The following is a 21296-nucleotide window of genomic DNA, read 5'->3' as shown; positions in this document are numbered from 1 at the left end:
AGCGCGCATTTAGTTCCTGCTCCTGGTGGGCGGAAGTCGCACGTTACACTAGGCCCCTGTCCCGCTTTCCCATGCAGTGATGTCCGCGTCCGAAGCCTTGCCCGCCATGATCCGTAGCCTGTTGCCGCACTGGAATCCGGAATGGCTGGCGGTGGCGGTGCCAACGATCAAGATCGTCATGATCCTCGCGGTCGCAGCGTTGACCCGGTTACTGCTGCGCCAACTCTTACGGCGCATCTGTGCGCATTACAGCGTCCCGGCCGAGATTACGATTGGTATTCGCCGCGTCGGAAGCTTCGTGATTTCGCTCAGCGCGGTCCTGATTGCGCTGCATGTACTCGGGGTCTCGACCGCCGTGCTGTGGACAGCCTTCACCAGCTTTGCAGCGGTTGGCGCGGTCGCATTCTTCGCTGCGTGGAGTGTGCTGTCCAACATCTTCTGCACATTCCTGATCATCACCACCCGCCCATTCCGGCTGCACGACCATATCGAATTGCTCGAAGGGGGCGACAAACCGGGGCTGAAAGGGCGCGTGATTGATATCAACGTGATCTACACGACGCTGGAAGAAACCGGCGACCACGCCGGCAGCGTGCTGCAGGTACCCAACAGCCTGTTCTTCCAGCGTACGACGCGTCGTTGGCGCGAGAGCAGCGGCTTCAACGCAAGCTAACGGCGCAGCAGCTCACGCGGCGGGCGTGCCACGCCAGCTGTGGCGCCATGTAGATCGGCGCTTTGTCGCATGCGCGTACCAAGGTATAGCCTGCTTCGTTCGCACAACACGGCGTCGCCCGCACGCTGACGGACAGGCCACCAGCCCGGTCAGCGCAGCTGACTGTCCTTGCTGCCACGGCGGTTGAAGCCGCTCTGCGCGCCGTGCTCCTGATCATGCATTTCCTGGCAGGTCACGCATAGGTGCACGCCCGGCACGGCCTTACGACGCGCTTCTGGGATCGGTGCGTCGCAGTCCTCGCAGTGCGTCAGGCTCGGCCCCTGGTGCAACTGGCTCCGCGCGCGCTTGATTGCATCCTCGACGGTGGCATCGATCTGGTCCTGCACCGCTCCATCACCCGCCCATCCGGTTGCCATGGTGGTCTCACCCTTCGCTGGTCAGGCTGCCAATATGGTCATCGGCGCAGGCAAATCCAAGCCGGGCGTGCACAGTGCCCTCAAACTGCGTGCTCTAACATCCGATCGTCTGCACCTACAAAGGAGTTGCAATGGAACACCCCGTTCACCCGTTCTCGGAATTGTTCGCCCAGCTTGGCCTTCCGTCAGACGAGGCGAGTATTCGCACTTTCATCGCCGAACATTCGCCGCTGCCGGGCGAGATGCGACTGGAGGAGGCACCGTTCTGGACGCCGGCACAGGCGCAGTTGCTGCGTGAAGAACGCCTCGACGATGCCGACTGGATCGTGACCATCGATCAGCTCAACATCGCGCTGCATACCGCGGCCGACAACACCGGCGTCTGACGGCAGGTCAGAACGGCAATCTGCGGCCACCAACTACGGTTGCGGCCGCCTGCGGCACCGCAGCCGGGGAATCACGTACAAAAAAAGAGCGGCCAATGGCCGCTCTTTCTGGCTGCATGGCACTCGTTGAGAGATGCCTTCGCGAGGATCTGCAAGCCGCCTCAGGTCACCTTCTTGGCGATCGTCATGCCCAGCACGAACAGCACGATGGCAATGATGATGCCGGCCCAGAACAGGAACTTGGCAATGCCCATCGCGGCGCCTGCCATCCCACCAAATCCAAGCGCACCGGCAATCAGTCCGATGATGGCGAAGATAATGGCCCACTTGATCATGTTGTTGTCTCCTAGTTCGACACAATGCAATCGTTCAATCGTGTGTTCGCGGCACGTCGCCGCAAAACATGCGCTGCACGCTACCCATCCGGATGTGCCGCATTCGTGAATACGCATGACACACGCTGGCACACGTCCATCACCCCGGACTGACGCAGCAGTGCCAGCCCGCAGGCACATAGCCACGCCACTGAAGCCGTGCTGTCGCCCTACACTGGTTGGATCGTTGGATAGCGCCCGCTGTTGAACGCTGCACTCAGCTGACAGAAAACGCTCCGCGCAACGAGCCGCGCGCCTGCCACCTCACGACGGCTTTTGCGACCGTCATGGCCGCCTCAACAACATCCACATTCCCGCCATCGGCTGAGGTTCACTGCTGGCGAGCATCCCATCGGAACAGTCGCCAGTCCTGCCCGCATCGGCGATCATGCGGTTCTCGCCGCATCCGATCGCCATGGACACCCTTCGCTACCTCACCGGTTACCCACCCGCTGTCCTGGATCAGGTGCGCGAATTGATTGCGCAGGACAAGCTTGCCGCGGTACTGGCACAGCGCTATCCAGAGCGGCACTCCATCCGCACCGATCGCCACCTGTATGACTACGTCAAGGCCATGAAGGAGCGTTACATGCGCTCCTCTCCGACCTTGCACAAGGCCGTCTACGACAACCACCTGCAGGTGGTGAAGCACGCACTGGGCACGCATACCGCCATCTCGCGCGTCCACGGCGGCCGACTCAAGGCCAGCCGCGAAATCCGCATTGCCTCGGTGTTTCGCGACGCGCCCGAACCCTTCCTGCACATGATCGTGGCCCACGAGCTGGCGCACCTGAAAGAGGCCGACCACAACAAGGCCTTCTACCAACTGTGTCACCACATGCGCCCGGATTACCACCAGCTGGAATTCGATCTGCGGTTGTACCTGACCCATCTGGCCATGGAATCCGACGGCTGACTTCCACCACGTGGCGATGCGCTTGGGAACTGCGCATGTCTGTCGCCGAGGTGCTTGCGGTGCCGTGCACCAGGCGCCAACGTCGTGTACAACTTCCAGGATCTTTGTCTGACCGCCGCACGCTGCCTGCAGCGGCGGTTTACGGGCAAGACACCAGGCCAGACGGAGCCCCACCTGGCCGCCTGGAAGTGCAATTGCCTGCCATTCCCTTGGTGTGCTTCGACCATCTCCACCCCGACGGCCGCCCCGATCCGGATTCGCTCCACGCCGGGCTGCCGGTCACGGCCGGAACCAAGTGGCTGGGGACGCTGTGGTTTCGGCAGCAGCGCTATCGGGATTGGTGAACAGATTCATACACAACCCCCTGTCGACGTGGTTTAAAATGTTGCAGCGCGACGTGACCGGACTGGATCTGCAAACGTCGCGTTTTTTGTTTCCCATTGCACGGGTGCAGACCCGGCCTCAGGGAAGGCACATCACGCAGCCCCGCGGAGCCTTCGATGCTTTTCGAAACCCTCGACACCACCGGCCACGAGCAGGTGATCTTCTGTCACAACCGCGATGCCGGTCTCAAGGCCATCATTGCCTTGCACAGTACCCGGCTCGGGCCCGCCCTGGGCGGCGTGCGCATGCGTCCCTACCCCAATAGCGAGGCGGCGCTGGATGATGCGCTGCGCCTCAGCCGCACCATGACCTACAAGAACGCACTGGCCGGCCTGAACGTCGGTGGCGGCAAGGCGGTGATCATCGGCGACCCCAAGACCGACAAGAGCGAGGCGCTGTTTCGCGCATTCGGCCGGTTCGTGGACACCTTGGGCGGGCGCTACATCACCTCCGAAGATGTCGGCACCGACGTCAACGACATGGAGCAGATCTACCTGGAAAGCGAGTACGTCACCGGCGTACACCAGGTGCACCGCGGCTCCGGCGACCCTGCTCCCTTCACTGCCTATGGCGCGCTGCAGGCGCTGATGGCCTCGCTCAATCGCAAGCTCGGCCATGAGGAAGTGGGCAAGGCCAGCATCGCGATCCAGGGCCTGGGCCACATCGGCATGGAATTGGTGAAGCTGCTCAAGGAACGCGGCGCGAAACTGTATGTGGCCGACCTGAATCAGGCACTGGTGGACCGCGCGGTGGCCGAGTACGGCGCCGAGGCCGTGCGCCCGGACGAGATCCATCAGGTCGCGGCCGACGTCTTCGCTCCCTGCGCGCTGGAGGGGGCCATCAACGAACAGACCCTGCCGCAACTCAAGGCCAGGATCATCTGCGGCACCGCCAATAATCAGCTTGCCAGCGCCGCCATCGGCGAGGAACTGCACCGGCGCGGCATCCTGTATGCGCCCGATTACGTGGTCAATGCCGGCGGGGTGATGAATGTCTCGCTGGAAATCGATGGCTACAACCGCGAACGCGCCATGCGTCTGATCCGCAGCATTTACCACAACCTGGAAAAGGTCTTCGACCTGTCGGCGCAGCAGGACGTTTCACCGCAGGTGGCGGCCGATCAGATCGCCGAAACCCGCATCGAGGCGATCAGTAAACTCAAGCTGCCGCTGGGCCGTACTGCGCCGCGCTTCCTGCACAAACTACGCGGCGAGTAACTGGAAACAGATAGATCGGGCGTAACGACCAGCGCAGTAAGTGATTGCCGCTGAAAGCGCCACGCCCGGGCATTGCGCCCGGGCGTCACCACGCCGATCAGAAATCGGCGCTGTACTTCAGGCTCAGCGCGCGATCGTCGCCACGCTCGCCCACCCGCTGGTCGTAACCAAAACGCAGCTGGCTCTGCTGCCCCAGTGGCGTCGACGCGGCGATTCCGAACAGCCCGCCCGAACGTGCCGGCTGCATGCCGCGCAGCGGTGCCCAGGCATCCACACCGATGAAGCTGGCATCCAGCAGCAGGCCCTGGCTGCTCAGCGCCTGCTGCCATTCGGCGTACCCGCCCAACTGCAGGCCACGCCAACGGTATGCCGACCGCACGCCTGCCAGCACCTGGGTGCGCGATGACATATTCGCATCGGCACGCAGACCGAACCCGTCGCCACCGCTTTCGCGGAAGCCTTCGCTACGCAAGCGCACATAGTCCAGCCCCATGTATGGGGTCAGCGAGGCGGCCGCATGTCCCCAGCGGTAGCCGGCTTCCAGGTTGCTGCTGAGATAACTGCCGCTGTAATCGCTGAAGGCGCTGCTGCGGTCTTCGCCCAACTGCAGGTTCCGTTCGATCTGCCGGTTGACGTTGCCAAACCCCAGCTGCCCCAGCGTATAGGCCGACCCCAGCGTGGTGCCCCAGTACAGCTGTGCCTGCACCTGACGATCGCGGCCACGTGCACCATCCAGGTCGCCCAGGCTGCTGGAGCGCGTTTCACCAAATGCAAAGCCGGCGACTGCGCCGGACGCCAGGCGCAGGTCGTTGCCCATCATCCAGCCGGAGGTGGCGAATCCGGAGGTGGTCACCCCGCCCTCCCCCGGACCACCCAGCGCGCGTTGCCAGGTACCAAGCAACCGCGGCTGCTGCGACAGGCCATCGAAATGCGACGCCAGCGCACGCCGCCCCAGATCGATGGTGTCGAAGGTCATTGCCGCCGACGCCGCATGCGCACGCCCGGACAGGCTGCGTAGCGAGTCCGCTGCCGCCTTGGCATCGGGCGCCTGCTGCAACGCTGCCGCGGCACGCATGAAGCTGCCGCTGATCGCGCCACTGCCTTGCAGCTGTTGCGCGTCTACCTTCTGGAACGCCTGCTCCACCCGAACGGCAGACTCCATCGACGCCGTCCCCACCGCACCAAGGGAGGTGGCGACCGCGGTGACATCCATGCGCTGCAGCGACACGAACGCGGTGTTGGCGTCGTAGGTCACCGTGGCGTCGAGGAAGGTCACTGCCGGCCCGCCGCTGGTCGTTGCAAACGTGCCCTGCAAGCCGTTGGTTGCCTGCAGTACCGGATAGGTGGTGGTGTTGGCGACGTAGCTGCGCCGGCCAAGCAATTGCAGGTCGCCGGCGATGGTCGCGGTGCCGCTTACGTTCAAGCGGTCTCCGACGTTCAGCGCCAGACGCCCGTTACTGTCCTGGGTATAGTTCCCGTTGACCGATAGCACCGCGCTATTGACCTGCAGCGTGCCGGCATTGTCGACCCGCCCGCCGATCCTGCCGGCGCCGATCAGGCTCGCCCCATTGGCGATACCCACCCGTGCACTCTGCAGGCTGGCGGTCTGCAAGGTGCCGCCAAGTACCTGGGTGTCGCCGGTGAAGGTATTGGCCGTGCCGCCCAAGACCAGCGTGCCGGTTCCGCGCTTGGTCAGGCCACCGCTGCCACTGATGTCGTTGGCCCAGGTGGAACGCAAGGTGTTCACGTTGACGTCCACCGTGCCCCAGTCGAACCGCGCCGGCCCCAGTACCGCCTTGCCCACATTGAGCAGCCCATAGCCGAACACCGGATCGACGCCTGCTGCACCCAGATCGGTGGCCGTTCCCAGCAGCGTCTGGCGCACCAGATCATTGCTGAAATACGGAAATGCCTGCCATACCAGCGCCGCTGCACCGGACACCAGTGGTGCGGCAAACGAGGTACCGCTGCCATAGAAATAACGGATGTTGCTGGCGGTGGCGTCGGGGTCGATGAACATCGACGTCCCCGGCGCTACCAGGCAATAGCGCATCGCCATGCCGCAAGCGTTGGAGTACGACGCCAGCTGCGTGGGATTGGCGGTATCCAGCGCACCGACGACCAGCCAGCCACGCTCCAGGTCCGCTGCCGGCAACGTGCCGGCGGGGCCCGGCTGACTGGGGAGTGCTGCCGTGTCGGAAGGCTGCGCACGCGACTCGTTGCCTGCGGCAAATACCACCAGGCCATCGTTGTTGATGACGAAAGAACGGTATTCCTGCGCCATCTGATTGGTGACCGATGCGTCGTTCCAGTACACACCGCCCCAGGAGTTATTCAAGATGCGCACGCCGGCACCGATCAGGTCTGCATGCACCGGTCCCAACCCGAGCGGGCCATCCACCTCATTGCCTTGGCCGCTGCCGTCATCGACCGGCGCCCGGTCATTGATGATGCGCGCAGACACCAGGCCCGCTCCGGGGGCGATGCCACCCGGCCATTGGCCCACTGCGCGTCCGGCCGCAAGCTCGGCGACGACGGTGCCGTGGCCAACAACGTCGCCCTTGGCGACGTTGTTGGTCCGCGGATCGACATAGATGAAGCTGTCGCTCACCCGCCCCTGCAGCGCCGGATGATTGGTGTTGATGCCGCTGTCGATGACCCCGATGCGATAGCCAGCGCCGGTGAAGCCCAAGGCCTGCGCCGCACGTGCATTGGTCAGTGCCAGATGCGCATCGATCGCAGGCTCCGGCGTCGGCGCAGTGGCCGGCGGTGGCGGAGACGTGGGCGGCGGCGGGGGCGGTGGTGGCGAGGTCGGCGGCGGCGCACTCGGTGCCGTCGAGCGGATACCTCCGCCGCCACCGCCACCACCACACGCGGTCAACGCCACAGCCAACGCCGAGGCCAGGACAGTCCTGGCGACGTCTCTCTTCCTCATTGTGTTGCTCTCCCCGAACCCATTCCATGGACGGACCCAACCCTGGGCCCGATTATTGATTTTTATACTGTATGCCATGCACTTGCTCCAGCACGGCGTGCGCTGGCGTGATCCGGCCATGAGGCAGATAATCGTTTCACTTTAAACGGTATCCACTCATGTCCGACATCGTCATCGTTGCTGCAAAACGCACCGCCATCGGCTCGTTCCTCGGCCAATTCAACGGAGTGCCGGCACCTGCGCTCGCCGCTGCCGCGATCGAAGGCGCGCTGGCGCAGTCGGGGGTCGCCCCGGCCGATGTCTCCGAGGTCATCGTTGGCTGCGTGCTGCCGGCCAATCTCGGCCAGGCGCCGGCGCGGCAGGCCGCCATCGCGGCAGGCATTCCGACCTCGACCGGCGCCACCACCATCAACAAGGTGTGCGGCTCGGGCATGAAGGCCATCATGTTCGGCCACGACCTGATCAAGGCCGGCTCGGCCAGCATCGTGGTCGCCGGCGGCATGGAGTCGATGAGCAACGCACCGCATCTGCTGCCCAATTCGCGCACCGGTAACCGCTACGGCAATTTCCAGGCCGTCGACCACATGGCCTGGGACGGCCTGACCAACCCGTACGACGGCCAGGCCATGGGCGTGTTCGGCGAAGCCACTGCCGAAAAGTTCGGTTTCAGCCGCGCCGACCAGGATGCATTCGCGATCGCCTCGGTGGAACGTGCACAGGCCGCACAGCACAGCGGCGCGTTCGCCGAGGAAATCGTTCCCTTCACGGTGGCCACGCGCAAGGGCGAGGTCATCGTTGATCGCGATGAGCAGCCCGGCAAATCCGACGTGGCCAAGATCCCGACCCTGAAACCGGCCTTCAGGAAGGACGGCACCGTGACCGCGGCCAGTTCGTCGAGTATTTCCGACGGCGCCGCGATCACCGTGCTAATGAGTGCCGACGACGCGCAACGTCGCGGCGTGACCCCGCTGGCACGCATCGTCGGCCATGTCACCCACTCGCAGGCGCCCGAGTGGTTCACCACCGCGCCGGTGGCGGCCATCCAGTCGCTGCTCGGCAAGATCGGCTGGCAACTGGACCAGGTGGACCTGTTCGAAATCAATGAAGCCTTCGCCGTGGTGGCGATGACGCCGATCAAGGAGCTGGGGATTTCGCACGACAGGGTCAACGTGCATGGCGGTGCCTGCGCGCTGGGTCATCCGATCGGTGCATCCGGTGCGCGATTGGTGGTGACATTGGTGAATGCGTTGCGCACGCGCGGAGGCAAGCGCGGGATCGCGACGCTGTGCATCGGCGGCGGTGAAGCGACCGCCATCGCTATCGAATTGATTTAACAGCCTTTAACGGCGATTTTGCAAAACTGAATGCGCGTGCGCTTGACACCCGTCTTGTGGCCGTCATCATGTCGGGGGCGCGCAATAGCGCGTTGCCTAATCTAACGACGAGGATTGAAACAATGACCATCAACAAGCTGCTGATCGCAATGGCTCTGGGCCTGGCCCTGACCGCTTGCTCGAAGCCGGAACAGGCTCAGGACGCTGCTGCTTCGGCTAACGAAGCTGCTGCCGACGCTCAGACCGCTGCCGACCAGGCTGCTGCCTCGGGCTCGCAGTCGGCTGACGCCGCTCAGGCTGCTGCCACCACCGCCGCTGCTTCGGCCGATACCGCTGCTGACGCTGCCCAGGCTGCTTCCGGCGCCGCGACCGACGCTGCTGCTGAGCAGGCTGCCGACGCTGCCAAGACGGCTGAAAACACCGCCGAAGCTGCTAAGGACACCGCTGAAGAAGCCAAGAAGTAATCACTTCTTCGCTTTAAGCGCGTTCGGAAAAAGCCGCTGGTTTCCAGCGGCTTTTTCTTTGCCTGTCATCCACGCTGGTTCTTTGCTGATCGCCAGGGATGCGTCACTGCATCGCCAACAGATCTATTGACTGGCCTGCATTGGGTAGCAGGCTGCACCTTGACGCAGGCTGCATCGGCCCCTGCCTAAGCTCCGCTCTCCACTACCGGAACAGGAACAGGACCACCCATGAAGACGATCCGCATGCTGTCGTTGAGCGCCATCGCTGCCCTCACTCTTGCTGCCTGCCAGGGCCCTGACGCCGAGCAGGCGCGCCGCGACGCCGCCTCGGCCGCCAAGCACGCTGCCGCCGCGACCGAACAGGCTGCCGACCGCGCCGCCGTGGAAGCCAAGGCCGCCACTGCCGATGCACGTGTCGCCGCACGCGAGCTGGCCGCCGACGCCAGCCGCGCCACCGCCAATGCCGCCGACGCCACTGCCGACAAGACCCGCGAGATGGCCAACAAGGCCGAGCAGAATGCCGACAAGCACGATGCCGAGCATCCCCAGCACTGAGCGCAATTGACGCTGGATGCGCTCATCCACAAGCGCGCATCCAGCGCATGAAGGCCGGTGTGACTATCGCCTGGACCCGGGCGTCAACACACCGCCCATCTCTGATGACGGACGCTTGCCAACAAGGCGCCAGAGCTACTCCCATTTCGTTGCATCACTTCGTTTGCGCGCCGGCCATTTCGTGCCGGCGCGCACGTCTCCGGCCGGGATCGCGCTCGTGTTGTCGAGGCTGGCACGCTAGCATTCGGCTATGCCCTCTTCCTTTACATCGCGCCGCCGCAACCAGCTGGCGCTGGCCTTCTCTGCGCTGATCTTTATCGCCATCGGCGTTGGCATCTTTGTCGGTGCACGTCGCTCGCTGGCCGATGCAGCGCTGGTATCGCATACGCATGAGGTGATCGGCCGGGTCGACGAGATCCAGGCGCGGTTGCTGGATGCCGAATCGGCGCAGCGCGGCTTCCTGCTGACCGGCAACGACGCCTACCTGCTGGATTACCAGACCAGCGTTGAGCGCCTGCCGATCCTGCTCGCCAACCTGCGCCGGCTGATCGTCGACAACCCCGCGCAGGAGCAGCATCTGGACCAGTTGCAGGCCCTGGTGCAGACGCGGCTGCAGCAGATTCAGCGGGTGCTGGATGTTTACGCGCAGAGCGGCCTGGAGCCGGCACGTGCGAACATCCGGCAGACCGCGTTCCGGACCACCAGCGCCATCCGCGAGCAGGCGCTGACGATGGTGCAGCGCGAACAGGAACTACTGGCACAACGCGCCGAAAGCAGCCGGCAGAGCGCCACCTTGCTGCTGGTACTGGCACTGGCCGGCATTCCGTTCGGGCTGTTGGTGGTCGGCGCGGTGTATGCCTTGCTGATGCGCGAATTGCGCCATCGGGCGCAGGCCGAACGCCTGGCTGCGCAGGCCAACCGCGAGCTGGGCGATAGCGTTGGCGCGCTGCAGCGCAGTACCGCCGATCTCAACCTGCTCAGCCGCTATACCGGGCTGCTGCAGAGCTGCATCAGTGCAGAGGAAGCATTGGTGGTCACCAGCCGCACCCTGGCCAGCCTGTTGCCCGGCGTTGCCGGAAGCGTGTACCTGCTGCGCGCCTCGCAGGACCGTGCCGAGGCGATCAGCCACTGGGGCGAACCGCTGGTACAAAGCGCCCCGCACCTGTTGCCGGAAGAATGCTGGGCCTTGCGCCGCGGCCAGCCGCATCTCGTCGACGACCTGCACCGGGATGCGGTGTGCGCGCATATCGAAATACCCGACACCGACCTGCCCGTCAGCACCGCGTGCCTGCCGATGTCGGCGCAGGGCACTCAACTCGGCTTCCTGTTTCTGTCCTCGCCTGGCCCGGGGCCGATGCCGCGGCTGGAGATCGCCGAAGCGGCGGCCGAGCAGCTGTCGCTGGCGTTGAGCAATCTGCGCCTGCGCGAATCGCTGCGCCGGCAATCGATCCGCGATGCGCTGACCGGCCTGTACAACCGCCGCTACCTGGAAGAGTCGCTCAGCCATGAGCTGGCGCGCTGCGCGCGCCGCGGGCTGCCGCTATCGGTGCTGATGCTGGATGTCGACCATTTCAAGCAGTTCAACGACAGCCAGGGGCATGCCGGCGGCGACCTGCTGCTGGCTGCAGTGGGCGAATTGCTGCTGACCCGCCTGCGCGCCGAGGACGTGGCCTGCCGCTACGGTGGCGAGGAATTCACCGTGATCCTGCCCGAGGCCGATGGCGACGAGGCGATGCGCGTGGCCGAGCAGATCCGTGGCCATATCGCGGCGCTGGCGGTCAGCGACGGCCAGCGTGCGTTGCCGCGGGTGACCGCCTCCATCGGCGTGGCCAGCTTCCCGGCCGATGGCGAACTGGGCGCCAGCCTGATCCAGAAGGCCGATGCCGCGCTGTATGCGGCCAAGCATCGGGGACGCAATCGGGTCGAGCGCCATGGCGCCGGAATGCCTGCGCTGGACTGAGCACGCACCGCGTCGATCCTGGATTGCGCGCGCTGTCACAAAAAAGATCGATTGACGCGGCGATAGTCGGCTTCGACCCCCGAAGCGAGGCAATCCGATGTCGATGTGGCGCGATCAAGGTCCCAACAAGAAAGACGGCGTTCCCCCTGCCCCAGAGGTTCCGGCCGCCGACGGACGGCTGTTCACCGCAGACGCCAGCCCGGCCCAGCCCGTGCCGGCCACCGCCACGCCCAGCGTGGCGCCCACGGCCACACCGTCGCCGCGGCAGAGCGAGGCCAAGGAGTCGCTGATCGCCGCCGATATCAGCATCGAGGGCAAGATCGAGGGCGCCGGCCATGTCCGTCTGGCCGGCCGCTTCAAGGGCGATGTCAACGTCAAGGGCGACCTCACCATCGAACGCGGCGCCAAGCTCAACGGCGGCGTGCGCGCCAACAAGGTCATCATTGCCGGTGAGCTGGAAGGCAATATCGAATCGGCCGCGCAGGTGGAGTTGCAGACTTCCGGCGTGCTGGTCGGCGACGTCAAGGCCGGCAGCCTCACCGTGGCCTCGGGTGCGCGGATGCGCGGCCAGGCGGATTTCGGCTGGGGCGAGGATGCGGCCAAGCCGGGCGGTGGCAGCAAGACGAACGGCAGTGGCGGCAGTGGCGCATCCGGCACCAGCGGCGGTGACGACAGCGGCGCCGTATGAGTGCACCCCGCCCGGGCACGCCCGGCGCTACCCGCAGCTGCCCGCATTGCAAGGCCACGATCCTGGAAAGCGCCAGCGTCTGCCCGGCCTGCAAGCACCACCTGCGCTTCGACTCGGCGGCTGCGCAGCACGCGCAGCCGGCGCCGATCGTGCCGCTCAAGGTCGACGGCACCATTCGCCATCCTGCCGATGGCGATCCGTGGGAATACACGGTGGTCGTGATCGTGCGCAATGGCAAAGGCGAGGAGATCCGCCGCCAGGTCGTCGACGTGGGCGCGATGCTGGGCGGCGAAGAACGCGGCTTCACCCTGGCAGTGGAAGCGACGGCCGTGCGTGCGCCTGGGCGGCGCACGCGGCATTAGCTCGAGCGAGTGCGGGACCAGCGCTGGATCCGTTGCCCGGTTGCGCGAGCGCTCTGGAGAAGAACTGGCCGCTGCCCTGTCAGTACGCGCGGTGCATCGCCTCACTCTCGATGGCTGCGCGATGATGTCCCATGCGACCCAGATGCAGGTAATGCCTTTCGCTTGACCGTGCTTTGCTGCCTGCTTGTCGCTATTGACTTGCTTGTCGCCACTTGCCTGTTTGCAACTTGTCTGTTTGCAACTTGGTACTGCTGTTCAGCAGTTCAGCTACTTGTCGCATGCAGATCAATGCGTACTGCGCATTACTTGTTACAAGAGGCGGTTCGCACCGTCGAAAAATCCCGATTTCCAGATCCCCGCATCTAAGACCGGCATCCCAGCACCGGTGATGCCGTCCAATCAGCAGCGATGGCTGGCCCACGCCCACCCGCACGATAGCGAGGCCACTTGAAACCCCTTGAGCGACGGGTCTTGCGACGCGTCTGCTGGTGCCTGATTGCCTGTCACCAGTGCATCAGGCCGCACGGCAACGCACGACTGGCGACGCGTTGTGCTTGACGGCTGGCGTCACGCGATCGGGGACGCGGCAGGAAGTGACGTCTGACACCGATGCAGTCGCAGGCAGACAAATGCCGATGTCGATTCGCTGTCGCGCCTGTTGCGTTGCTTGAAGCGGACCGTCGTGGCATGCCCCGATGCAGTATCCATGGTTATCGCCCTCGCGACAGGTGACGCCGCAGAACTCCGGTGCATGCGAGCTTGCGAGCATGAGCGGCGCGACGATGCCGGCAAAACTCTCGCACCTCGCACCTCGTAGCGTGCCTGGTGCATCGCACCGGCACCCGGCACCCGGCACCCGGCACAGAATCGTGCCCGCGTCATCGATGCAGCGTTCGTCCACCCGTCCAGGCGGCACCCAGCGCGTCCCATCCGCCTGCATCCATTCCCCATTCTCAGGATCTGCACATCGGCTTGGCCAGAGTTGGACCATGCATAACGGCAACGACACACGCGGCGATCTGGTGGTATTGGGACCCGAAGGGCTGTATTGCCCACAGGGCGACTTCCACATCGATCCCTGGCGGCCGGTGCCGCGCGCGGTGATTACCCATGGGCATGGCGACCACGCGCGCAGCGGCATGGGCGAGTACCACTGCACCCGCGAGAGCCTGCCGATCCTGCAGTGGCGGCTTGGCGAACAGGCCTATCACACGCACGCCGATGGTGAAGCGTTTACGTTGGGACGTGCCCGCGTGTCGCTGCATCCGGCCGGACACGTGCTGGGCTCGGCGCAGGTTCGCATCGAAGTGGATGGCGAAGTCTGGGTGGCCTCGGGCGACTACAAGCGCCAGCACGATCCCACCTGCAAGCCTTTCGAGGTGGTGCCGTGCGACACCTTCATCACCGAAGCGACGTTCGGCCTGCCGGTGTATCGCTGGCCGGACACCTCGGACGTTGCCGCCGACATCGTCGCCTGGCGCCACGAATGCGCCGAGCGCGGCGAGGCCGCCATCCTGTATTGCTACGCGCTGGGCAAGGCGCAGCGTGTGCTGGCCGAGCTAGCCGCCTGGGACACGCAACCGGCGTTGCTGCATGGCGCGATCGCTACCGGCGTGGAGGTGTATCGCCAGGCAGGCATCGCGATGCTGGACACCCAGCCGGTCAGTGAGCATGCGCGCGGTGCCGACTATGCCGGCCAGCTGGTGCTGGCACCGCCTTCGGCCGCGGGCAGCACCTGGATCCGCCGCTTCCGGCATGCGCAGCAGGGATTCGCCTCCGGCTGGATGCGCATCCGCGGCAACCGGCGGCGACGCAATTACGACCGCGGCTTCGTGGTGTCCGACCACGCCGATTGGCCGGACCTGTTGCGCACCATCGAAGACACCGGCGCTCGCCGCGTGATCGCCACCCATGGCAATACCGATGCACTGATCCAGCACCTGCGTGAGCGCGGTGTCGCAGCCGAAGCCTTCCGCACCGACTTTGGAGCCGAAGAATGAACCCGCTCCCCGCACGCCGGTATACGCGCGCACGTCCGCGCATTCGTCTGAGCGGCGCACTGGCGTTCCGCCGGCATGCGCTGGCTTTTCGCGTGTACCGCAGCGCGCCGGCCGCCGTCATCGGCCCACCCCGGCCGCAGCGCCGCCCACGCACGCTGGCTGCATTCACGCGCCGCGCGCTGGAGCTGCGCGCGGCCGACCGACACGCTACGGCGCAGGCACTGCCGTGAAGCGGTTTGCTGCGCTGTACCGCACCCTGGATCGCAGCACCGGCACGCTCGACAAGCGTGCCGCGCTGGTCGCCTATTTTCGCGACGCCGCTCCGCTGGATGCAGCATGGGCGCTTTACCTGCTGGCCGGCGGCAAGGTCGCCAGCAGCCGCATGCGCATTGCCAGCAGCGGCGAGTTGCGCGAATGGATCACCGACACCGCCGGGATCGCCGACTGGCTGGTGGCCGACAGCTACGACCACGTGGGCGATCTGGCCGAAACGCTGGCATTGCTGCTCGACGACCCGGCCACCGAAGCGGCCGATCTGCCGCTGGCCGACTGGATCGAACAGCGGCTGTTGCCGATCGCCAATCAGGACGTGGACGTGCGCAAGGCGTGCATCGTGCAGGCCTGGCGCAGCCTGGCTTTCGACGAGCGCCTGGTGTTCAACAAACTGCTGACCGGCGCCCTGCGCGTGGGCGTCTCGCAGCGGCTGGTGCAACAGGCGCTGGCCGAGTTGTCGGGCGTGGACATCGCCCGGATCGCGCAACGCATGCTGGGCAGCTGGCGCCCGCATCCCACCTACCTGGCCGATCTGTTGACCAGCGAGGAGCTGCCCGGCGACCGCCAGCAGCCCTACCCGTTCTTTCTCGCCTCCCCGCTGGAGGCGGATGTGGACACGCTGGGCGCCATCGACGACTGGCTGCTGGAATGGAAATGGGACGGCATCCGCCTGCAGCTGATCCGGCGCGCTGGCGAAGCCGCCCTGTGGTCGCGTGGCGAGGAACGCCTGGATGGCCGCTTCCCGGAGATCGAACAGGCGGCGCTGCAGTTGCCCGATGGGACCGTCATCGATGGCGAGCTGCTGGCCTGGCAGCCCGAGCAACCGCTGCCGATGGCGTTCACTGCCTTGCAGACGCGCATCCAGCGGCTCAAGCCTGGGCCCAAGACATTGGCGGCCGCGCCTGCACGCGTGGTGGCCTACGACCTGCTCGAGCTGGACGGCGTGGATCTGCGCGAGCGTTCTTTGCATGAGCGGCGCGCACTGCTGGAGGGCGTGCTCACCACGCTCGACGATTCGCGCATCGTTGCCTCGCCGCTGGTCCAGGCCAACGATTGGCAGGCCGCCGCACAGCTGCGCGTGCAAGCGCGCGAACGCGGCGTGGAAGGCCTGATGCTCAAGCGCGCCAACTCGGTGTACCAGGCCGGGCGACGCCGCGGCGACTGGTGGAAGTGGAAGATCGACCCGCTCACCATCGATGCAGTGCTGCTGTATGCCCAGGCCGGCCATGGCCGGCGCAGCACGCTGTACACCGACTACACCTTCGGACTCTGGCACGCCGGTCAGCTGGTGCCGATCGCCAAGGCCTATTCGGGCCTGGACGATACCGAGATCCTGCAGCTGGACCGCTGGATTCGCGCCAATACCACCGAACGTTTCGGGCCGGTGCGTGCGGTGAGCCCGCATCACGTGTTCGAGCTGGGATTTGAAGCGGTGAACCGCAGCGCGCGCCACAAGTCGGGCATTGCTGTGCGCTTCCCGCGTATCCTGCGCTGGCGGCACGACAAGCCGTTTGCCGAGGCCGACCATCTGAGCAGCCTGCAGGCACTGGCGCGGTGACGGTACCGCAGCAACTGCGTGCTACGCCGCTGCAGCAATGGCGCGCCTGGTTCGCGCAGCGCGGCTGGGCGCCGCTGCCGTTCCAGCGCGATGTCTGGAAGCGCTATCTCGACGGCGAATCCGGGTTGCTGCATACCCCCACCGGTAGCGGCAAGACGCTGGCGGCCTTCGGCGGTCCGCTGCTGGAAGCGCTGGCCGCGCGCGGACGCAAACCAGCGGCACGATCCGCCAGGCCCGCAGCCAGCGCGCGCCGGCAGCAACAACGCACGCTGCAGGTACTCTGGATCACGCCACTGCGTGCACTGGCCGCCGACACCGCGCGTGCGCTGCGTGAACCGGTGGATGCCTTGGGCCTGGATTGGCAGGTGGGCCTGCGTACCGGCGATGCCAGCGCGCGCGACAAGCGCCTGGCACGCAGCGGCAAGCTTGATGTGCTGGTCACCACGCCCGAATCGCTCGCCCTGTTGCTGTCGTACCCGGACACCGCGCCGCAGCTGTCGGCGTTGCGCTGCGTGATCGTGGACGAATGGCACGAGCTGCTGGGCAACAAGCGTGGCGTGCTGCTGCAGCTGTGCCTGGCGCGCCTGCGCGGCTGGACGCCGACCCTGCGTATCTGGGGCCTGTCGGCCACCTTGGGCAATCTGGCGCAGGCACGCGACGTGCTGCTGCCGCATCTGCCCCATGCCGCACTGGTGTCCGGCGTCAGGCCACGTGCCATGACGCTGGAGACGCTGCTGCCCGACAGCGGCGAGCGCTTTCCGTGGGCCGGCCACCTGGGCCTGGCGCAACTGGCGCGCGTGCTGCAGAAGATCCTGCAGCACGGCACCAGCCTGGTGTTTACCAATACGCGCGCACAGGCCGAGCTGTGGCATCAGGCCCTGAGCGCAGTGTGGCCAGACGATCTGGCCACGCTGGCGCTGCACCACGGCTCGCTGGACCCGAGCTTGCGCACGGCCGCCGAGCAAGGGCTGCGCGATGGCAGCTTGCGCTGTGTGGTCGCCACCTCCAGCCTGGATCTGGGCGTGGATTTTCCGGCGGTGGATCAGGTGCTGCAGGTCGGCAGCCCCAAGGGCATTGCGCGGTTGCTGCAACGCGCCGGCCGCGCGCGTCACCGGCCCGGCGAATCCGGCCACGTGGTGTGCGTGCCCTCGCATGCGCTGGAGCTGGTGGAGTACGCCGCTGCGCGTCGTGCGATTGCCCATGGCCACATCGAAGCGCGGCCGCCGCCGCGGCTGTCGCTGGACGTGCTGGCGCAGCACTGTGTGACCCTTGCGCTCGGCGGCGGCTTCGATGCCGATGCCTTGTTCGCGCAAGTCCGCGGCACCGATGCCTTCGCCGCACTGGACCCGGCCACCTGGACTGCAGTGCTCGATTTCATCGTGCAAGGCGGCAGCGCGTTGGCGCATTACCCGGATTTCCACAAGGTGGTACGCGACGACGATGGCATCTACCGCGTCACCGATCGGCGCGTTGCGCTGCGCCATCGGCTGTCCATCGGCACCATCACCAGCGACGGCAGCGTGCGCGTGCAGTTCCTGCGTGGCGGCCGGCTGGGTGCGGTGGAAGAGCAGTTCGTCGGCCGCCTGCGTCGCGGCGACCGTTTCCAGTTCGCCGGCCGGCTGCTGGAGCTGGTGCGCCTGGAAGACATGACCGCGTATGTACGCGTGGCAAAAGGCGGCAGCGGTGTGGTGCCCAAATGGATGGGCGGGCGCATGCCGCTGTCGTCGGCATTGGGGCGCGAAGTGGAAGCGCTATTTGCCGACCCCGGCGAGGCGCCGGAGATGCAGGCGCTGGCGCCGCTGGTGCAGCTGCAGGCCACGCTGTCTGCATTACCCGGCCCGAACCATCTGCTGGTGGAAAGCATCAAGGCGCGCGATGGCCGGCACGTGTTCGTGTATCCGTTTGCCGGCCGCCAGGTCAACGAAGGGTTGGCCGCGCTGTTGGCCGCACGCTGGGGCCGCCGCCAGCGCAATACCTTCAGCTTCGCCGCCAACGATTACGGCTTCGTGCTCTCGCCGGCGCAGGACGTCGAGATCGATGCTGGCCTGTTGCAGGCGCTGTTATCCCCGGTTGGTCTGTTCGACGATCTGCGCGACAGCCTCAACCTGGGCGAGCTGGCACGCCGCCAATTCCGCGAGATCGCACGCGTGGCCGGCCTGTTGTCGCCATCGTTGCCCGGCCGCGCACCGCGCAGCCTGCGCCAGCTGCAGGCCTCCAGCGGTTTGCTCTACGACGTTCTGCAGCGCTTCGATCCCGACCATCTGCTGCTGGCGCAAGCCGAACGCGAGGTGTTCGAAGGCCAGCTGGAACTGGCGCGCCTGGCGCATGCGCTGGAGGACTGCGCCCGGCGCGAGCTGCGCCTGTGCACGCCACGCAGCCTCACCCCGTTGTCGTTTCCGCTGTGGGCCGAGCGCGTGCGTGGCCAGCTGAGCACCGAAGACTGGAAAGCGCGCGTGTTGCGCGCCGCCGAACAACTGGAGCGCAAGCATGGGCGATAGCGTGCAGCTGCAGCTGGGCGGTGAAACCGTGGAACTGCTCGGCGAACGCGCGCTGTACCGGCCGGCGCGACGCGCCTTGCTGATTGCCGACCTGCATCTGGGCAAGGCCGATGTGTTCCGGCGTGCCGGCATCGGGCTGCCGGCAGGCGGCACCGCGCATGATCTGGACCGGCTGGATGCCTTGCTCGCTCAACGCGAGGTGGACGCACTATGGATCCTGGGCGACCTGCTGCATGGGCCGGCACCGCGTGCGGCCTGGCATCGGCGCTGGAGCGCCTGGCGCGAACAGCACTGCAGCCTGCGCGTAATCGCGATCCGCGGCAATCACGATCGCGCCCTGGCGGGTGCGGACCTGCATATCGAAGCAGCCGGCGAACAGGTCGAAGACGGCCCGTTCGTGCTGCGCCACGATCCGCTGCCACACCCCACCGGCCATGTGCTGTGCGGGCATCTGCATCCGCTGGCGGCACTGCCCGGGCTGTCGCGGCGCTGGCCGGCGTTCTGGTTGCGCGAAAAGGTGACGATCCTGCCGGCGTTTTCGCATTTCACCGCCGGCGTGGTGCCGACCCTGATCCAGGGCGAGCGTCTGGTTGCATGCGTGGAAGGCGATGCGGTGGCCTTGCCGGTGCGCTGACGCGGCGCTGCGGCGGGTGCGGGTGCGGGTGCGGCGCCCTTGGTCGGCTCGATCGTTGGCCGTGCGGGGTTGCAGCCCGGCGCTGGCTGCTCCTTCCCAGCTGGTCGGCCAGACATGCGTCGGTCGGACACGCCCATGTGTACCGCAGTTGCTCGTCCATCCCTGCGATGGAATGGATCGGCGGTGTATGCGGACACGGACTGCCGTTCCATTCGCGCACCGACCCGGCCGACATCGCGCCGACCAGGAGCAGCCACAAACACCTGCGCAGCGGCCACGCAGGCGCGGACCGTCATCGGAGTGCGGAGATACTCCTCTCCTGCACACACGTTCCTGCGCGCCACCTGAAAGCCGCTGGCTACCTTTTGTCGACCGCTCCAATACCGGCCACGCGCTAACGCGCCACTACCGAGTCGCCGACATTGCCGATCGGTTGCGGCAACGGCTGCGATAGCGCCTCCACAAACTCCGGCGCCAACGCCAGCTTGCCGAACCAGCCATGCTGGGTACCGCTGAGCACACGCAACATGTGTCCACGCCCGCCCGGCACGCGGCCCATCGGTTGCAGCAACAGGTCACGCCCGTAGGCCCACAGATCGCGCTCGGATTGAAACAGCGGCGTCAGCCAGCGGCTCCAGCGGTGATAGATCGCCACATGCGCCTGGCGTTCGCGCTGGTAGTGCAGCAAGGCGTCATCCAGATCGGCCCCGGCGCGCAGCGCGTCGCGCATTGCCAGCGCATCCAGCAACGCCATGTTCACTCCCTGACCCAGCTGCGGACTCATCGCATGTGCGGCATCGCCGGCCAATACGAAACGCCCGCGATGCCAACGCGTCATCACCGCATCGCGGTAACTGGCGCGTGCCAGCGCGGTATGGACCTGCACCGTCTGCAGGCGCGTGATCGCATCGGGCCACATCTGCGCCACTTCCTCGCGCCAGGCATCGATGCCGCGTTGTTCCCATGCAGCGAAATCGGTGCATGGCAGGCTCCAGAAAAAACTCAGGCGCGGAGTATCGTCTCCCGGCCGCGTTCCGACCGGCAGCAACCCGATCATCTTGCGTGCGCCGATATAGCGCTGACGCAGCTCGTCCACGAACGGCCAGTCCTCGCGCGGCAGCAGGCACCACAACGCCCCCCACGGGTATACCCGGTCCAGCCGCGTGCCTTGCACCTGCGCACGCAGTGTCGATGCCGAACCATCGGCCGCAATGATCAGATCGTAAGGACCGTGCCATTGCCCGCGCTGGTCCTGCACGCGCGTTCCGTCATGGTCGATCGCAGTGATCTGCGTATCGGTGTGCAGCTGCGCGTATTCGGGCCAGGCATCGCACAACAGCGAGAACAACGCTCCGCGCTGCATGCCCAGCCCCATCAGTCGCGGGTCCAGGTCGCGGTACTGCATGTCCATCACTGCGCGCCCGCAGGGTGTTTCGCCGTAGAGCCGCCGCACCGGCGCACCATGAGCCAGGGCTTGCGACAACAAGCCCATCTTCCACAGCACCTGCAGGCCGCTGGGCTGCAACAGGAAGCCGGCGCCAACCGGTCCAGGTGCCGCAGCACGTTCGAAGACATCCAATTGATGGCCGTCGGCACCCAGCAGCACCGCCAAGGCCTGACCCGCCGTTCCATAGCCCACTACCGCAATCCGCAATGTCCGTTGCATCGT

Annotated in this window: 19 protein-coding genes and 1 pseudogene; 16 read left to right on the top strand and 4 right to left on the bottom strand. The window is 66.1% G+C overall.

Going from position 1 to position 21296, the window contains the following annotated elements; all coding sequences use genetic code 11:
- Nucleotides 1-79 precede the first annotated feature (79 nt).
- Nucleotides 80-673, top strand: coding sequence for a mechanosensitive ion channel domain-containing protein (locus tag A7D17_RS11155; protein WP_064509142.1), 594 nt, complete (start codon nucleotides 80-82; stop codon nucleotides 671-673).
- 149 nt (nucleotides 674-822) lie between these two features.
- On the opposite strand, the gene A7D17_RS11150 is transcribed toward A7D17_RS11155, so the two are convergent.
- Entirely contained in the window at nucleotides 823-1089 is a 267-nt protein-coding gene (locus A7D17_RS11150; protein ID WP_064509141.1) for a DksA/TraR family C4-type zinc finger protein, read from the bottom strand.
- A gap of 131 nt (nucleotides 1090-1220) precedes the next feature.
- On the opposite strand from A7D17_RS11150, the gene A7D17_RS11145 reads away from it, so the two are divergent.
- On the top strand, nucleotides 1221-1475 hold the full coding sequence (locus A7D17_RS11145; protein ID WP_064509140.1) for a DUF2789 domain-containing protein: 255 nt from the start codon (nucleotides 1221-1223) through the stop codon (nucleotides 1473-1475).
- A 161-nt stretch (nucleotides 1476-1636) separates the two neighbouring features.
- Here A7D17_RS11145 and A7D17_RS11140 read toward each other — a convergent pair whose 3' ends face one another.
- Nucleotides 1637-1810: a DUF1328 domain-containing protein gene (locus A7D17_RS11140; protein WP_003489471.1), complete on the bottom strand. Its 174-nt coding sequence runs from the start codon at nucleotides 1808-1810 to the stop codon at nucleotides 1637-1639.
- Between the two features lie 427 nt (nucleotides 1811-2237).
- On the opposite strand from A7D17_RS11140, the gene A7D17_RS11135 reads away from it, so the two are divergent.
- The 3 genes and pseudogenes from A7D17_RS11135 (at nucleotide 2238) to A7D17_RS11130 (ending at nucleotide 4366) form a co-directional block, all read left to right on the top strand.
- Nucleotides 2238-2765 (top strand): M48 metallopeptidase family protein, encoded by a 528-nt coding sequence (locus tag A7D17_RS11135; RefSeq protein ID WP_064509139.1) that lies wholly within the window; start codon nucleotides 2238-2240, stop codon nucleotides 2763-2765.
- 206 nt (nucleotides 2766-2971) lie between these two features.
- Nucleotides 2972-3109 (top strand): annotated as a pseudogene (locus tag A7D17_RS25230) (2OG-Fe(II) oxygenase); the annotation flags it as partial.
- Nucleotides 3110-3265: 156 nt separating this feature from the next.
- Complete coding sequence (locus tag A7D17_RS11130; RefSeq protein ID WP_064509138.1) at nucleotides 3266-4366, top strand: Glu/Leu/Phe/Val dehydrogenase dimerization domain-containing protein; 1101 nt, start codon at nucleotides 3266-3268, stop codon at nucleotides 4364-4366.
- A 97-nt stretch (nucleotides 4367-4463) separates the two neighbouring features.
- Here A7D17_RS11130 and A7D17_RS11125 read toward each other — a convergent pair whose 3' ends face one another.
- Nucleotides 4464-7301 carry an autotransporter serine protease gene (locus A7D17_RS11125; RefSeq protein ID WP_064509137.1) on the bottom strand — a complete coding sequence of 946 codons (2838 nt, stop codon included), beginning with the start codon at nucleotides 7299-7301 and terminating at the stop codon, nucleotides 4464-4466.
- 158 nt (nucleotides 7302-7459) lie between these two features.
- Between A7D17_RS11125 and A7D17_RS11120 the strand changes: the two genes are divergently transcribed.
- The 11 genes from A7D17_RS11120 (at nucleotide 7460) to pdeM (ending at nucleotide 19627) form a co-directional block, all read left to right on the top strand.
- Complete coding sequence (locus A7D17_RS11120; protein WP_064509136.1) at nucleotides 7460-8635, top strand: thiolase family protein; 1176 nt, start codon at nucleotides 7460-7462, stop codon at nucleotides 8633-8635.
- A gap of 122 nt (nucleotides 8636-8757) precedes the next feature.
- Complete coding sequence (locus A7D17_RS11115) at nucleotides 8758-9099, top strand: hypothetical protein (RefSeq protein WP_029221720.1); 342 nt, start codon at nucleotides 8758-8760, stop codon at nucleotides 9097-9099.
- A 228-nt stretch (nucleotides 9100-9327) separates the two neighbouring features.
- Nucleotides 9328-9654 (top strand): XAC1346 family secretion chaperone, encoded by a 327-nt coding sequence (locus tag A7D17_RS11110; protein ID WP_064509135.1) that lies wholly within the window; start codon nucleotides 9328-9330, stop codon nucleotides 9652-9654.
- 250 nt (nucleotides 9655-9904) lie between these two features.
- On the top strand, nucleotides 9905-11614 hold the full coding sequence (locus A7D17_RS11105) for a diguanylate cyclase (RefSeq protein ID WP_064509134.1): 1710 nt from the start codon (nucleotides 9905-9907) through the stop codon (nucleotides 11612-11614).
- A 97-nt stretch (nucleotides 11615-11711) separates the two neighbouring features.
- Nucleotides 11712-12302 carry a bactofilin family protein gene (locus tag A7D17_RS11100; protein WP_064509133.1) on the top strand — a complete coding sequence of 197 codons (591 nt, stop codon included), beginning with the start codon at nucleotides 11712-11714 and terminating at the stop codon, nucleotides 12300-12302.
- Nucleotides 12299-12664 (top strand): hypothetical protein, encoded by a 366-nt coding sequence (locus tag A7D17_RS23640; RefSeq protein WP_064509132.1) that lies wholly within the window; start codon nucleotides 12299-12301, stop codon nucleotides 12662-12664. Before A7D17_RS11100 ends, A7D17_RS23640 begins: the two co-directional genes overlap by 4 nt.
- Nucleotides 12665-13653: 989 nt before the next feature.
- Nucleotides 13654-14664: a ligase-associated DNA damage response exonuclease gene (locus tag A7D17_RS11090; RefSeq protein WP_064509131.1), complete on the top strand. Its 1011-nt coding sequence runs from the start codon at nucleotides 13654-13656 to the stop codon at nucleotides 14662-14664.
- Nucleotides 14661-14894: a hypothetical protein gene (locus A7D17_RS11085; RefSeq protein WP_064509130.1), complete on the top strand. Its 234-nt coding sequence runs from the start codon at nucleotides 14661-14663 to the stop codon at nucleotides 14892-14894. The genes A7D17_RS11090 and A7D17_RS11085 overlap by 4 nt, the downstream gene beginning before the upstream one ends.
- On the top strand, nucleotides 14891-16495 hold the full coding sequence (locus A7D17_RS11080; RefSeq protein WP_064509129.1) for an ATP-dependent DNA ligase: 1605 nt from the start codon (nucleotides 14891-14893) through the stop codon (nucleotides 16493-16495). The genes A7D17_RS11085 and A7D17_RS11080 overlap by 4 nt, the downstream gene beginning before the upstream one ends.
- The gene (locus A7D17_RS11075; RefSeq protein ID WP_064509128.1) at nucleotides 16492-18993 is read left to right on the top strand and encodes a ligase-associated DNA damage response DEXH box helicase; all 2502 of its coding nucleotides are present in this window, start codon (nucleotides 16492-16494) and stop codon (nucleotides 18991-18993) included. The genes A7D17_RS11080 and A7D17_RS11075 overlap by 4 nt, the downstream gene beginning before the upstream one ends.
- Entirely contained in the window at nucleotides 18983-19627 is a 645-nt protein-coding gene (gene pdeM, locus A7D17_RS11070; RefSeq protein ID WP_064509127.1) for a ligase-associated DNA damage response endonuclease PdeM, read from the top strand. Before A7D17_RS11075 ends, pdeM begins: the two co-directional genes overlap by 11 nt.
- 394 nt (nucleotides 19628-20021) lie before the next feature.
- Here the strand turns inward: pdeM and A7D17_RS11065 are convergent, their stop codons facing one another.
- The gene (locus A7D17_RS11065; protein WP_064509126.1) at nucleotides 20022-21293 is read right to left on the bottom strand and encodes an FAD-dependent oxidoreductase; all 1272 of its coding nucleotides are present in this window, start codon (nucleotides 21291-21293) and stop codon (nucleotides 20022-20024) included.
- Between the last annotated feature and the right edge of the window lie 3 nt (nucleotides 21294-21296).

This window comes from Xanthomonas floridensis, from assembly GCF_001642575.1.
In the GTDB taxonomy this organism is placed as follows: domain Bacteria; phylum Pseudomonadota; class Gammaproteobacteria; order Xanthomonadales; family Xanthomonadaceae; genus Xanthomonas; species Xanthomonas floridensis.
This window is presented reverse-complemented; position numbering and strand designations above follow the sequence as displayed.

Excerpts from the sequence above, each read along its gene's own strand:
- A7D17_RS11145 (WP_064509140.1), top strand. The coding sequence starts at position 1,221 with ATGGAACACCCCGTTCACCCGTTCTCGGAATTGTTCGCCCAGCTTGGC.
- A7D17_RS11085 (WP_064509130.1), top strand. The coding sequence starts at position 14,661 with ATGAACCCGCTCCCCGCACGCCGGTATACGCGCGCACGTCCGCGCATT.
- A7D17_RS11105 (WP_064509134.1), top strand. The coding sequence starts at position 9,905 with ATGCCCTCTTCCTTTACATCGCGCCGCCGCAACCAGCTGGCGCTGGCC.
- A7D17_RS11065 (WP_064509126.1), bottom strand. The coding sequence starts at position 21,293 with ATGCAACGGACATTGCGGATTGCGGTAGTGGGCTATGGAACGGCGGGT.
- A7D17_RS11130 (WP_064509138.1), top strand. The coding sequence starts at position 3,266 with ATGCTTTTCGAAACCCTCGACACCACCGGCCACGAGCAGGTGATCTTC.
- A7D17_RS11150 (WP_064509141.1), bottom strand. The coding sequence starts at position 1,089 with ATGGCAACCGGATGGGCGGGTGATGGAGCGGTGCAGGACCAGATCGAT.
- A7D17_RS11135 (WP_064509139.1), top strand. The coding sequence starts at position 2,238 with ATGCGGTTCTCGCCGCATCCGATCGCCATGGACACCCTTCGCTACCTC.
- A7D17_RS11100 (WP_064509133.1), top strand. The coding sequence starts at position 11,712 with ATGTCGATGTGGCGCGATCAAGGTCCCAACAAGAAAGACGGCGTTCCC.
- A7D17_RS23640 (WP_064509132.1), top strand. The coding sequence starts at position 12,299 with ATGAGTGCACCCCGCCCGGGCACGCCCGGCGCTACCCGCAGCTGCCCG.
- A7D17_RS11090 (WP_064509131.1), top strand. The coding sequence starts at position 13,654 with ATGCATAACGGCAACGACACACGCGGCGATCTGGTGGTATTGGGACCC.
- pdeM (WP_064509127.1), top strand. The coding sequence starts at position 18,983 with ATGGGCGATAGCGTGCAGCTGCAGCTGGGCGGTGAAACCGTGGAACTG.
- A7D17_RS11125 (WP_064509137.1), bottom strand. The coding sequence starts at position 7,301 with ATGAGGAAGAGAGACGTCGCCAGGACTGTCCTGGCCTCGGCGTTGGCT.
- A7D17_RS11115 (WP_029221720.1), top strand. The coding sequence starts at position 8,758 with ATGACCATCAACAAGCTGCTGATCGCAATGGCTCTGGGCCTGGCCCTG.
- A7D17_RS11155 (WP_064509142.1), top strand. The coding sequence starts at position 80 with ATGTCCGCGTCCGAAGCCTTGCCCGCCATGATCCGTAGCCTGTTGCCG.
- A7D17_RS11110 (WP_064509135.1), top strand. The coding sequence starts at position 9,328 with ATGAAGACGATCCGCATGCTGTCGTTGAGCGCCATCGCTGCCCTCACT.
- A7D17_RS11120 (WP_064509136.1), top strand. The coding sequence starts at position 7,460 with ATGTCCGACATCGTCATCGTTGCTGCAAAACGCACCGCCATCGGCTCG.
- A7D17_RS11140 (WP_003489471.1), bottom strand. The coding sequence starts at position 1,810 with ATGATCAAGTGGGCCATTATCTTCGCCATCATCGGACTGATTGCCGGT.